General features: G+C 67.2%; 12 protein-coding genes and 1 riboswitch. Of the genes, 6 read left to right on the top strand and 6 right to left on the bottom strand.

From position 1 onward, the window contains the following. Window positions 1–6: 6 nt before the first annotated feature. Window positions 7–627, bottom strand: a complete 621-nt coding sequence (locus tag U9979_RS23985) for a TIGR03085 family metal-binding protein (RefSeq protein ID WP_322751277.1) — start codon at window positions 625–627, stop codon at window positions 7–9. A 51-nt stretch (window positions 628–678) separates the two neighbouring features. After that, complete coding sequence (locus tag U9979_RS23990) at window positions 679–1,479, bottom strand: hemerythrin domain-containing protein (protein WP_322781065.1); 801 nt, start codon at window positions 1,477–1,479, stop codon at window positions 679–681. A 688-nt stretch (window positions 1,480–2,167) separates the two neighbouring features. Between U9979_RS23990 and U9979_RS23995 the strand changes: the two genes are divergently transcribed. The 3 genes from U9979_RS23995 to U9979_RS24005 all read left to right on the top strand — a co-directional run bounded on the left by U9979_RS23995 (window position 2,168) and on the right by U9979_RS24005 (window position 6,364). After that, window positions 2,168–3,358 carry a magnesium and cobalt transport protein CorA gene (locus U9979_RS23995; protein ID WP_322781066.1) on the top strand — a complete coding sequence of 397 codons (1,191 nt, stop codon included), beginning with the start codon at window positions 2,168–2,170 and terminating at the stop codon, window positions 3,356–3,358. A 769-nt stretch (window positions 3,359–4,127) separates the two neighbouring features. Next, window positions 4,128–4,499, top strand: a complete 372-nt coding sequence (locus U9979_RS24000; protein ID WP_322755876.1) for a hypothetical protein — start codon at window positions 4,128–4,130, stop codon at window positions 4,497–4,499. A 480-nt stretch (window positions 4,500–4,979) separates the two neighbouring features. After that, a riboswitch (cyclic di-AMP (ydaO/yuaA leader) is annotated at window positions 4,980–5,150 on the top strand. A gap of 206 nt (window positions 5,151–5,356) precedes the next feature. Continuing rightward, the gene (locus tag U9979_RS24005) at window positions 5,357–6,364 is read left to right on the top strand and encodes a C40 family peptidase (protein WP_322781067.1); all 1,008 of its coding nucleotides are present in this window, start codon (window positions 5,357–5,359) and stop codon (window positions 6,362–6,364) included. Between the two features lie 533 nt (window positions 6,365–6,897). Here the strand turns inward: U9979_RS24005 and U9979_RS24010 are convergent. Beyond that, window positions 6,898–7,470 (bottom strand): plasmid partitioning protein, encoded by a 573-nt coding sequence (locus tag U9979_RS24010; protein ID WP_322781068.1) that lies wholly within the window; start codon window positions 7,468–7,470, stop codon window positions 6,898–6,900. Window positions 7,471–7,775: 305 nt separating this feature from the next. Between U9979_RS24010 and U9979_RS24015 the strand changes: the two genes are divergently transcribed. Continuing rightward, window positions 7,776–8,294 carry a MarR family winged helix-turn-helix transcriptional regulator gene (locus U9979_RS24015; RefSeq protein WP_322781069.1) on the top strand — a complete coding sequence of 173 codons (519 nt, stop codon included), beginning with the start codon at window positions 7,776–7,778 and terminating at the stop codon, window positions 8,292–8,294. 6 nt (window positions 8,295–8,300) lie between these two features. Here the strand turns inward: U9979_RS24015 and U9979_RS24020 are convergent, their stop codons facing one another. From U9979_RS24020 to U9979_RS24030, 3 genes are all read right to left on the bottom strand, one after another. Then, window positions 8,301–9,056: a glutamine amidotransferase gene (locus U9979_RS24020; RefSeq protein WP_322755880.1), complete on the bottom strand. Its 756-nt coding sequence runs from the start codon at window positions 9,054–9,056 to the stop codon at window positions 8,301–8,303. A 13-nt stretch (window positions 9,057–9,069) separates the two neighbouring features. Further along, window positions 9,070–10,338, bottom strand: coding sequence for a MurT ligase domain-containing protein (locus U9979_RS24025; protein WP_322781070.1), 1,269 nt, complete (start codon window positions 10,336–10,338; stop codon window positions 9,070–9,072). A gap of 107 nt (window positions 10,339–10,445) precedes the next feature. Further along, window positions 10,446–11,708, bottom strand: coding sequence for a M23 family metallopeptidase (locus U9979_RS24030; protein ID WP_322781071.1), 1,263 nt, complete (start codon window positions 11,706–11,708; stop codon window positions 10,446–10,448). A gap of 350 nt (window positions 11,709–12,058) precedes the next feature. Between U9979_RS24030 and U9979_RS24035 the strand changes: the two genes are divergently transcribed. Together U9979_RS24035 and tadA are read left to right on the top strand one after the other, a co-directional pair. Continuing rightward, entirely contained in the window at window positions 12,059–12,544 is a 486-nt protein-coding gene (locus U9979_RS24035) for a tRNA adenosine deaminase-associated protein (protein ID WP_322751912.1), read from the top strand. Window positions 12,545–12,587: 43 nt separating this feature from the next. Continuing rightward, entirely contained in the window at window positions 12,588–13,040 is a 453-nt protein-coding gene (gene tadA / locus U9979_RS24040; protein ID WP_322751915.1) for a tRNA adenosine(34) deaminase TadA, read from the top strand. Window positions 13,041–13,056 lie beyond the last annotated feature (16 nt).

Raw genomic sequence — 13,056 nt, forward strand, 5'->3', positions numbered from 1 at the left:
ACCCACTCACAGGCTGACCCGGTCTTCGGCGAACGCCGTGACCACGCCGTTGTCGCCGTGAATGTCGACAACGGCGTGGTCACGGCGACCGAAGGCGAACAGGAGGAGTTCGGCCGGGTCGCCGACGAGGGTCACGTTACCGGCACCACGCCGCAGCACAACCCGCCCCGGGCCGTCAGCACGCTCGGCGATCACTCCGACGGCGGACCGCCGGTAGGCGGCCCGACCGAACAGTTGAAACGATCTCCACAACGCCAGCTGCGTCCCCGCGTCAAGCAGGGGTCGCTCCCATCCGGGTCTGGCCCGCCGAACGTCCTCATGATGGACGAAGAACTCGACCAGGTTCGTGGCATCGTCAACCGGTCCGACACGGGCTGGATGCCACCACGGCGGGCCGCCACGGAAAATTTCCACCAGGTTCGGATAGGTGTCGCCGCGCATCGTGGACCGCTCCGCCGCCACCGTCACACCGTGCAACCACTTTATCGCCAAGCCAGGCAGCGCGTGCGGCACCCGGTCCCGAGTCACCAGATGAGCGACAAGATCATGCGCCGTCCAACCGTCGCACAAGGTGGCCTGTGCCGGACCGACCTCATCCAGAAGATCCGCAAGGGTCACACGCTGCACACGAGCACGTCCCATACGCGTAATCCTAGGACCTCGCCATCATCTCGGTGGCTACCGACGCGGTCGCCGTCGCCCTCGCGGCCCGTGCCCTCCAACCCCGGCCGCCTGGGCGCCACGAGGGACCTGCCGCCGACCGGCGATGCCACCAGCGTCGGTGCTGGCGGCACCAGGAGCACCAGAGGAGACATCGGTGCTGGCAGTGTCCGGAGTCGGAGTCGGAGTCGGACGTCCGAGCAGGTACCAGCCCCACAGTCCCGCCGGCGCGGGTGCCCGGATCCGTCCACCCGCGGCAACCCGGGCATCCATGGTGTCGAGGACATGATCCCAGCTCCCGGCAAGCCGCAGGACGAGGCCTCCAACCACAGCGGAGCGGGGAATGTACGGGTGGGGGCGGGTGGGTGCCCGCCGCATCGCCCGTCGGAACGACATGATGAGCCGGCGACGCTCGTCCGGGGAAAGTTCCTTCTCAAGGTCGGCAACCAGAATGTCCTCAGCGGCGATGTGCTGCTCCTCGAGCTCGGCCAAGCGCTCGCGCAGCGCTCCCATCGACTCGCCCGGCCGGTGCACGTCGCCCTGGATGTGCTGGGAGATGCCACGTAGCACCGACGACGTTTCCCGCCCCTGGGCACACAGCTCCGCGATACGCGGCCGGCTGTCCGGGAGGCGGCGGCGCGCCACCGGGTAAATGGAGGTCTGCACCGAGTACATATGTGCACTGATCGCCGCAACCGCGGTATCGGCAGCCCGCAATGCGCGTCTGGGGTCCCCGGAGGTCGCCGCTTCGGTGAAGGTCAGCTTGACAAGCTGCGTCGCATCATCATGGGAGGCGCTGATCATCTCAAGGAGGGACATCTCGCCCGGATCATTCCGTTCGCCGACCCCGGGATCCCTGACTGGTCGTCCATCTCCCGGCCCCGTTGTGGATCCCGGCCCCGTCGCGGATCCCGGCCCTGTTGTGGACGTCATCGCCACCCCCACGCCTGCGTACTTCCACGGTGCGACGACCGAGCCGACAGCAGCGAATTCGGCACACTACGGTCGACCGTCGACGGTCATCGGTCAAACTGTACGCTCAAGGTTTGAGCTCCGCTATTCACCCGACGACACCAACGCAAGGTGCGTGCCCCGGCCCCGCGAGGTCGCGCCCCTGTTACCGGACGCTCTTCGGGAACGATGTGAATCTGGTGTTGTGGCAGGAGCATCAGATTCACATCGTTAAGAGCGCCTGGCAGTAGGGGCGTGGGTCAAGGAGTGGGGCTGGGGCGGGTGGGATCGCGAGGTGCGAGAAGGGGGCCACCCTGGTGGTGGCTGTCGACCGACGAGCCGGGGTACCCGTGCATCGCGCAGCGATGGACGGGTAGCGCTGCGGCAAGGTGCGTGCCCCGGTGCCGCCACGCCACTGGCGCTGGCGCTGGCGCTGGCACGGCATGGCACACCCCTCTTGCCGGGCGCTCTAAGCCCGCTCGAAACACCCGGCACCAGAAGAGGCCAGACCGACATACCTGGCGACCGGCAGGACCATCGACGGAAGGAACCGCAAGTGAGCGACGAGCATGTCGATGACGACACCGGCGATCGACATGACAGGCGGTACCCGTCCGCACCGCATGCAGCCAGCCATCCGTCGACCCCGGCGGGATGGCTGGCGGGTGCCCTGGCCAGACCAGTATCCCTGGTCCGAATGGTCCCCAAACGGCGCCGCACCCGCCCTGAGGACCCTTCGACACCAACCGGCCGGGTGGTCGCCTGCCACGTCTACCGGGACGGCGCTCGCGACCCGCGAGCTATCCACCACACCGATGCCCTGCGCGTCGCCCGGGAGCACCACCGCGGTAGTTTCGCCTGGCTCGGCCTTTACGAACCGAGTGCGGCGGATCTGTCCAATATCGCCGATGTCTACGGCCTGCATCCCCTCGCCGTCGAGGACGCCGTCACCGCCCACCAACGGCCGAAGCTGGAACGATACGGGGAAACGCTTTTCGTTGTCCTCAAGACCGCCTGTTACGTGGAACACGAGGAGCTGACCGCGACATCGGAAATCGTCCACACCGGCGAGGTGATGGTATTTCTCGGACGGGACTTCATCGTCACGGTCCGCCATGGTGAACATGGCGGGCTCCAAGCGCTGCGCAGCCGGTTGGAGAAGCAACCAGAAATGCTACGCCTAGGACCGTCGGCCGTCCTCCACGCCATCTGCGACCAGATTGTCGATGATTACCTGGTCGTCACCGAAAAGATCGAAGTCGACATCGACACCATCGAGGGCTCGGTCTTCCGCCGCTCGACCCGCCCCGACGCCAGCAAGGTCTACCAGCTCAAACGCGAGGTGCTTGAGCTCAAACACGCCGTCACGCCACTTGCCGCTCCGGTGCGGGCGCTCACCGAGCCGGGCGTCGGCAGGATCCCACCGCGGATTCAGGAGTACTTCCGTGATGTAGCCGACCACCTCGAACTGGTCACCGAGCGAATAGCGCGATTCGATGAACTGCTGTCGTCGATCATCCAGGCAACCCTGACGCAGGTGACCATCGCGCAGAACGAGGACATGCGCCGTATCAGCGCCTGGGTCGCCATCGCCGCGGTTCCGACGGCGGTCGCCGGCATCTACGGAATGAATTTCGATCATATGCCGGAGCTGCGGCAGGTCTGGGGATATCCGGCCGTTCTCTGTCTGATGGCGACGATCTGCTTCGCGCTGTATCGGTCCTTCAAGCGCAACGGCTGGCTGTAATCACAGATAAAAAACCCAGGCGACAAAAACCGTACAACAACGACCACGCATCAAGCCGATGGTGTAGTCTATTATGCCCGGTGAATCATCGGGATCAGGTCACTGCAACCGACCCCCTCACCCGTGAACCCGGTACGGTGAAGAGGAACCCCGCCGGCCGAAGGTCATACGATCATGATACCGCTCGCCCGGCCACAGGCCCCGGGCAACCTGAGTCGGGGTACCGGCTGCCGCGGAGAGGCGAGAGTAGATCGGTGCCCCGAACCGAGCAAATCCAGGTGGATTACGGACGTACCAGACCCCGTCGTGCGGCCATCGCAGGGCGTGGGTATCACCCGTTCGGACTATCGCCAGGGGCGCTGCGGGTCAGGTCCGGCCGCTGGGTGGATACCACCGGAGCGCCCTGCCGTCCTCCCGTTCGGCCCTACCGCTCCTGAGGACAGCGACCCATCAGGACTACCGTCTCGCTTTGATAGCTATTTACGACTATGCAGTTCCGATATATCACCCGACGACGGGATTCACGAAGACCACGGCGTCGGCTACCGTAATCGGCTGTGTCGGCCCTTCGCGCGGGAACCCACCGTCAGCCGCCGTCCCAGCGGCCGGCCAACGGCAGACGGCTAGGACTGCGATCACACCCCGTGCTGACCCTTGCAACGGACCTGCATGACAACGGTCACATCCCCCGCCGCGCCCACGACCTGACGTGCCTCAGCACACGGGACGACATCCGTGACATGGCCCACGACGTGCACGACGCGGTCCGATGACCAAACCGACGTACCCGGTTCGCAATGATCTTATCGCGGAGCTGGTAACAAGGTTGGACCAACTTGATCAGCTCCTCGGGCGGCTGGAGGATGCTGAGCGCCAGGCCGCGGACGCCAGCGAGCACCTGATGCGTACCCGGCGGTGGCAGGAGGACACGGTTCGCGCGATTCAGGATGAGCGGGCGCAGATGCGCACTCATCAGCGGGCCCTGGACGATCTCGCGGACCGCGCGCAGGCCGCCGTCGAAGCCCTGTCCGGCCATTACCGCTCCCTGCCTGCCGAGGTTCACCAACTCGCGGTCGAACTGCACGTCCTGGAGACCGCCGGCCTGCTCTCCCGCCGCGCGACCCGCGCCCGCCGCCACTGACCCCGGGCCGTCACAGCCCCGGGCCGTCACAGCCCCGGGCGGGCCGTGTGGCTCACGCGGGATGCGCCCCCGCGGGATGCAGGAGCGAGACATCTCATAGCGATCGACACTATCCGTGATCGGATGACTCTACCAAGGCGACAATTTTCACTACTACATGGCAACGAAAGATAACTATCGGCACTCGAGTGCCCCCCGCCGCCAGACTGTCGTCGCTATGGCGTAATGTCATCTTCCGGATCCTGTGGGTCACGGCATCGGGCGCCTCAGCCAGGCGGCCTGCCGCCCGGACCAACAGGTCAGGGCATGGTGGCGAGCTGGTCGGCATGGAGGATGGGAGGAGCCGATATGGTCACTTCTGTGAGCACTCGCCGTAGTTGTGAGGGACTAGTGTTTACTGGCACCATCCTTTTGAACTAGTCTCACCCCGACGTCACGACAACACCGGGCCGAACGCCGAATCCTGCCCACGGTCCCGGTGTCCCCTCCGAGTCGTCACCAGGGCAGGAGCGGGGGACCCATCCTCCACCGGACGACACCGATCCGCGGTGCAGTCCTAGGGGTTAAGCGAGCTGTGCGACGGTCGCACGGCCCACCGGGCAGCCCAGCCCGAACCCGACAGCTCACCTCGCAGGCGAACGGGAAGGATCACAGCCTTGTCTGCGCCCGATGTGCAGCTTGATCCGGCAACATGGTCATATTCGTCGTCGCCGACAAAGTCGCCAACGAGATCGGCAACGACGTCGTCTCTGCGACCGCCTGCCGACATGACCGGGCGCTCAGCCCGTGGCAGGCACCGCGCGCCGGCTCCACCGTCGGGAACAAGTCGCGTCCGAGCCCGGGCCGCGGTAGCCGCGATGACAACCGGCACGGTTGCCGTGTCCGGTGTCGCGCTCGCCGGCTGCGCCCCGACCGACACCGGTATGGACGAAACCTCGGTCAGCTCGCGGGTCACGCTAGGATCGCAGTTCGGAAGCCAGGCGTCCCTCGCAGGCCTGCGCACGTCGGTCATCAACCCGGCCACCTCGGTCGGCCCCGGCTCCATCACAAGCCAGGTGATCGATCAGGCCGACCTGCACCCGAAGTCGGCTGTCGCGCTGAAGGTCACCAATCCGGACGTCTCCGTGCAGGCCGACCAGCCCATCGACATGGGCTTCGCCCTCGAGGACGGAACGACCCACGCGCCGCTGCCGAACCAGCTCATCAAGGTTCAGGTGAAGCTGCCTGACGGCTGGGCGACATTCAAGCACCTGTACACCAACGAACAGGGCTTCGCCAGCTACACAGCCAAGATTCTCACCACGACACAGATCACGGCTATCTTCGACGGCACCGACGCCCTGCAGTCGGCGCACTCCTCGAACATCGGTACGATGACTGTGATGCCTGGTCCAGCCCCGGCAGTCCCGGCACAGGCACCTCGATCGGTGGCTCGTAGCGTTCTTCAGGCATCCGGCTCCAGCGGGGCCAGCACGATATCACCGAGTACGATCGATGCGACGATATCCGCAGGCTCCCTCGGTCTACGGGCTGTTTATCTGGCGGCACAACAGGCCGGTAAGCCCTACGTGTACGGTGCAGAGGGACCTTACGCATTCGACTGCTCCGGCCTGGTTCAGTATGTCTTCAAACAGCTGGGGCGCAGCCTTCCTCGCACGGCGGAAGCTCAATACGAGGCAACAACCCGAGTATCGCAGTACAACAAACAGCCCGGCGACCTGATTTTCTTCGGTACACCTGGTAACATTTACCACATGGGCATCTACGCCGGTGATGGCAAGATGTGGGTAGCCCCAAAATCAGGTGACGTTGTCAAACTCGAGGCTATCTGGACCACGTCGTACTCGGTCGGCCGCGTCAGCTAGCGTGCAATCACAGTCCCAACGCCCTCTCGGGGGCCAAGGAGCCTGGTAGGTCGGCTCGTATGTCGGTACCGGCGACAGCAGCGTCCATCCCGGTCATGTGAAACGGTTACCGCTCCTTCAAAACACAATCGGGTTCCGCGTGTCCTCCCCCTCCGGTTACGCGTGAACCTCGCCGCCAGGTCGGTGCTGTCGAAATCGGCGCTGATCTGGCGGCCCCAAACCACAACTGGATGTCTCCAAGGACTTCCGCTGGTCGGAGCGAGCCAACCCCCCCGGCTCGTAATGCCCGGCGGAACGCGGGCTTCCGCTGGCCTTGCGCACTGAACCCCCCCCACAGTGCGCTCGGCCGGTGGGAGTCCAGAACTCCCGCCGGCCGGCCGCGCCACCCCCCCGGCTGAGCCGGCCGGCGGGAAGTCAATCCGGTGATGACACGAAGCGTGCCCAGAGACAGAGCTGGTGGTTCCAGGATCTCTGGAGATCCTGGAACCACCAGCCGCGCGAAACGAGCCATCAGCGCGCGGCCTTCGGTCGCTCTAGCCCCTGATATCTTTCGAAAACGTCCACAAAGCAGCGGTCGTGGCTTCGTCCCATTTCTGGGGCAGCAGCTTGACATGAACCTGCGAAGGGCACGCGGGCGCCGGTCCGACCGTGTTCACCGCCCCGACCGCCGCAAACAGTGGCTTCTGCGCGGAGTCAAGCGAGCTGCAGGCGACCGTAAGGGCCATGCGACCGCCTTCTCCCTCGCCCCAGATGTAGATCCGGGACATGTCGATGTTCGATCGCTCCTGAGCGACGTAGCGGACCACGTCCCGCAGGTACTGCGCATCCGGGCCGTTGACCTGCCAGCTGCTGGCCACCGCCTCCGGGTACACCAGGGCGAACTTCTGGCGATCTGCAAGCGCCGACGCGTTGCTGGCCTTCTCGATCGCCGCCATGTCGCTGCCGTCGTCAGCTAGAACGAGGACCAACGGCACCGGCTGCCTGGGCTTAGGGGCGGCATGTACCGCAAGCTCACGGCCTGCCGACGCGTAGCCCGCCGGAATCGCAGCGCGCTCGGTCTTCACCGTGGGTGAGCGGTGCGTATAGGCGAAGGCAACCACGACCACGGCTACGACGATCAGCGTCCGTCGACGGTTCTTGGTCCACAGCGCTTTCCCGACTTTGAGCGGATTCGATACCACGAGCCAACCGAACCACACAGACGCCGCCCGATTCGGCAGATTCGCCGTGTGGCGTGCACGAGTCGGGCACCGCACCGGCGATCTGGCCCGTACCCCGGCGGCCGGCCCGGGGATCCGGAGATCCGGAGATCCGCTACGGTGACCCGGCGCCACCTGGTTCGTCCCAATGGTGTATCCACAAGGTTCTGTGACGCCACCGGCGGCGGACACGGCGTAGGGATGAGGCCGACGTGGACGATGAACAGACACTCGATCACCAGGCGCTTGAGAAGATCGAACATGAGCTGGCCGTGCTCGGCCGCCGGGCCGAGCGGTTCCGCACAGCCATCACAGACGAGTCCGGAGCGGCCCTCGACCGCTCCGCCTATCTCCTGCTCAGCCACCTGTACGATCACGGTGCGCTACGGCTGACGACCCTCGGTGCGGTGTTCGCTCTCGACATCTCGACGGTGAGCCGCCAGGTAGCCGCGCTGGCAGCCGAGGGCCTGGTGGAACGCGCCACCGACCCCACCGATCGCCGGGCCAGCCTGGTGACCCTGAGCGCATGCGGACGCGAGCGCTACGTCGTCACCCGGCAAGCGCGGGTAGCGAGCATCAGCAACCTGGTGGGCAGCTGGGAGAAAGACGAACGCAACAGCTTCGGGATGCTTCTCGGCCGCTTCAATGCGGCGCTCGCCGAACGTGACCGTGCCGGCGTTCCGCCGCCCGACCAGCGCCCCCCCACCCGATCCGGGGCGCCACAGCCGTAACAGGCTTCAAGCCGCGACGTCGAGGGCACGCAGGCGCGCCTGACGCAGAATCTCCGCCTCAGGCGGGCCGAACAGCTCCGGCAGCGGGCCGTGTACCCAGGACAGCAGCAGATCGGCAAGTGCGGGGTTCTGCGCGAGCACCGGACCGTGGAGATACGTACCGAGCACGTGGTCGTCCACGATGCCGTCGGTCTGATCCGCGGTGCCGTTACCAACACCCTTGCGTACGACGCCGAGCGGCCTGCCCTGCCCGCCAGGCAGCCTCCGCGTCCGCCCGGCGTGGTTCTCGTACCCGAGCAGGACCGGAAGGCCGAGATCGGATGCTGGTTCCACCACGACGTCACCGACCGCGCGGGGTGGCGCCGGCTGGTCCGCCGGGTCGAACGACCGACGGGTCTCCACATCCACCAGGCCGAGTCCGTCATGGACCTGGCCGTCGCCGGTGGGAAACGAGGCGCCGATCACCTGGTAGCCGGCGCAGACCGCGAGAACGACCGCACCTTCGTTGACCGCTCGCAGCAGCGCGGTGCTCCTGCGCAATCCTTCGGCGGCCAGTACCTGCGGTTCGTCCTCGCCGCCGCCGAGCAGGTAGATGTCACAGCTGCCGGGCACCGGCTCGCCAGCCGGAATATCGATCACCTCGGCCGGTAGTCCGCGCCAACGCAGCCGCTGCGCCAACACGATCGCGTTGCCGCCGTCACCGTAGGTCCCGAGCAGCTCCGGGTAGATCAGGGCGATCCGGGTCGCCGACTCGGTGATCACATTGCCATCCTGGTCATCTGCTCGTCCTCACCGGGGCAACCCGCCCCAGGATGTCACGGAAGGCGGTGTAGTTGGCGACAACGTCCACGGTCCCCTCCTGGGCAACCGTGGACGCCGCGCTTTCGGCATCCGGGTGGACGGTGTGCGGCACCTCGGCGTAGGCCAGGCGAACGCTCATATCCTCCTTGCGCTCACCGGTGACCAGGACCTGCCGGCCCGCGAGCCGCTCGAACGGGACATCCCATATCCAGGACGGATCACGGCCGTCAGCGGTCTGCGAGTTGAAATCGATGATCACCGGCCGCGCGGGCGCCGTGTTGAGCAGTTCCATCATCTCCACCCAGCCGGCCGGGTTCTTGGCCAGCAGGAGCCGCCCGCGGACACCGTTCTCGTCGAGCTCGACCTCCTGATAGCGCCCCTGGACGTCGCCGAGACCCGTCATCGCGCCCAGTGCGTCGCCGACCTCGACCCCGAAGAGTCTCGCCGCGGCGGCGGCCATCGCCGCGTTGCCGAGGTTCACCCGTCCGGGCAGGTCGATGGATGCCTTGACGTGGGAGCCGAACCACAGCAGTTCGCCAGGCCCGATGACGGCGACGAGCGGTTCCGGGCGGGCCAGCCCGCAGTCACACCACCAACCCGAGGAGTTGCGATGGAGCAACCGGGCGCACTGCGGGCACACCATCGCATCCGCCGTCCAGTTCTGCCCGGCCGAGACCCAGGTCTGGTTCGCCCAACTGGACGCCGCCCAGACCACGAGCGGATCGTCGACGTTGGCGACCACTGTCGCGTCAGGCAGATCCGCCCCAAGCTCACGCCAGAGGCTCGCGATCCGTCGGGTCTCGTTGGACCGGTCGAGCTGGTCCCGGCTGATGTTGAGCAGTACAACGGCCCGGGGAAGGATCTGCCTGGCAACCTTGGGCAGCCAGATTTCGTCCACCTCGAGCGCGGCGGTCGCGTCAAAGGGCGGCCGGGACAGCGCGGCGAGCACTCCCGGCGCCATGTTCGCGCCACCGCTGTTGCTCTTCACCGGGCCGAGGGTGCCCAGCGCGCGGGCCAACAGCCGGGTGGTCGTTGTCTTGCCGTTGGTTCCGCTGACGCATGCCGCCAGCCGGCCGGCCGCGACCTCGGTGAGAATCTGCGGGGACACTTGGAGCGCCAGCTTGCCGCCGATCATCTCGCCTGATCCGCGTCCCAGCCGGCGGGAGGCCGAGGACGCAAGCTTCTCCACCGCGAGTGCGGCGCGGGTGCGGGTGGAGAACCGGCGTGGGGATGGTGTGGTCATCGCCTCATCAGCGTGCCACGACTCGCCTCGCCTGTTACAGCTACCCCCACGCATGTCGACGGGGCGAGCGGCGCGGACCGACACCCGCACCGACGACCGGAAGATCATCAGATCGGGACGCCGTGCTCACGAAGCCACACCAGCGGATCCACCGGCCGTTCGCCGACGTGCACCTCGAGGTGCAGATGAGGGCCCGTTGACCGGCCTTCGTTCCCGACCAGGGCGATCTGCTGACCGGCAGCAACCGTTCCCTCTCGGATCGTGAATACCCTCATATGACCGTAAACGGTCTCGACACCATCCCCGTGCTGAAGCACGATTTCGTTTCCAAAACCGGATGCCGGCCCGGCGTAGAGGACATACCCGGCAGCCGCGGCCATGATGGGACTACCCAGCGGCGCGGCGATGTCAAGCCCGAGGTGACGCCCGGAGCCGGCCGTGGGGTTGAAGCCGCGCGAAATCATCCCGATCGTCGGTATCACCCAGCCCGACCCCCCCACCGGACCGCGTGCTGCCGGCAGCGGCAGGGGCAGCGGTGAAGCCGTGGGAGCGGTAGGAGCGGTGGGAGCGGTGGGAGCGGTAGGAGCCGCAGCAGGCGGTAGCAGAACGCTCCGCAGCGCCGTGACCCGCAGACCGTGGACGGCCTGGCGGGCGGTGGCGGCAAGCACCACGGGGTCGGGCGTACCGGGGACGACAAGCACAACCGCACTGTCGGCGACAAGGCCGAGCGCAGCGGACCGGGAGCGGTCCACCACAACGCCGACACCCGGCAGGCGGGTGGTTGCCAGCGCACCGACGCGTAGGTTGACCGGCCGGTCGCGACCGATGTCGACCTGAGCGCCCAGCTGCACGTCCAGAGCCGCTGCAACGCTGTGCGCAACCGCCACGTCTCCATCCGCGATCCGCTGCCACAGCCCGGTGGCCTCGGCGGTGCCGGCGGGCGCAACGGTGCGCAGCAGGCCCGCATCAGCCCCGACCGCGCCGGTGCGGCCGCTTCCCACACTCACCTCGGCAAAGTCGGTGACAACCGCCTCGACCGCGCCCACAGCCTGGCGAAGTCGGTCGATCTCAGCCCGGGTAAGACTGTGATCAGCCGTGACGAACAGGTACGGATCGGCTCGGTGTGTCAGCGGACCCAACGGGTCTCGGGTGCCGACGACCGCGCCGAACGCGGCGGCAATGGGCGGATGGCCCCCTGGTGCGGTCGTCGGGGGTGCGCGACGTGCGACGAGGGCTCCCACCACCGTGACTCCAACAACCGTGACTCCCACCAGCGTGCCGGCCACCACCGTGCCGGCCACCAGCCGCACGGCCGCGCTGCCCTTGGCAGCCGACCGAGGCGGGCCCGCCCGGCCGCGCGACACCAGCATGATTGCGCCACCTTTGGGTCCCTGAGCCCGTCCGCGGGTCGATCAGGTCCGAGTGTGCTGCAAGATGTGATATGACGTGCCCGAAATGGGCGTCCGATGTGGAAACCCGACGTGCGAACCCGACGTGCAAGGCCAGGGCGGCCGTGGGCAGGTCGCGCCATGCCCCGACCGGGCACCGCCGACGACGCGGACGACCGCCCGCGGCTGGGCTCCGCACCCGGGCGCAGGGCCGGTGGATCACGGTGGCACAGCTCACGACCGGTTCTGAGGTTGGGTCCTTGAGGTTGGGTCCTTGAGGTTGGGTCCTTGAGGTTGGGTATGGACGCGATACACGAACGTGAGGGAGCTCGGTGACCCGGAGAGCAAGTGCCATCGGCCGCGAGCGCGGCCGATGGACCGCACACGAGATCAGTCTTGACGACGCCGAAGACCTTGACGGGCTCACGGATCTGATGCGTGACATCTCGACGGAACTCGTCATCGCCTTCATCGAGGAGGACGACGAGTATCTGGGGATCGTCCGAGTGGACGGTGATGTCGGTGATCCCCGGGTCTTCCTGTCCGACCACCGGGTGCTGTTCACCTCGGCCCTGGCCGACCGGCTGCTCACGGGGGCGCTGCCGCCGCCGGGCAGCACCGCCATCGACGACGAATCCGAGGACCTGCTCGCGGGCGCGGCACCGGCAGGCGACATCGAGCTGCTTGCAGACGTCGGCACCGACGCGGACGCCCTCCTCGAGCTGATCACGGAGGAGGGCCTCCTGCCCGGGGACGTCGCAGCCGCGATCAGCGAACGCGCCGGCTGCGCGGACATCCTGGACGAGATCGGGAGCTGACGTGACGGGCATACCCGGCGACGCGGCCCGGTTCGCCGCCCTGATGGGTGCCGCGCTGGCGGAGGCCGAGCAGGCGTCGGCCACCGGGGACGTTCCGGTGGGTGCTGTGGTGGCCGGCCCGGACGGAAAGATCATCGGCCGGGGCCGTAACGCCCGCGAGGCCGACCAGGACCCGACCGCTCACGCAGAGGTGGTCGCGCTACGTGCCGCGGCGGCGGCCACCGGCTCGTGGCGGCTGTCCGGTGCGACGCTGGTCGTCACCCTGGAACCGTGCACGATGTGCGCGGGCGCCCTCGTCCTCGCCCGGGTCGATCGGTTGGTCTACGGGGCACATGATCCGAAAGCAGGTGCGGTCGGTTCGCTGTGGGACGCTGTCCGCGACCCGCGCCTCAACCACCGTCCCGAGGTGATCACAGGAGTGCGGGAACAGGAATGCGCACGCCTTCTCACGGATTTCTTCGCCGCCCGCCGCATCCCGCGACGAGCACCCAGCTAAGAGCACCCAGCTAAGC

It is taken from the genome of Protofrankia sp. Cas4, from assembly GCF_963555915.1.
Lineage (GTDB): Bacteria > Actinomycetota > Actinomycetes > Frankiales > Frankiaceae > Protofrankia.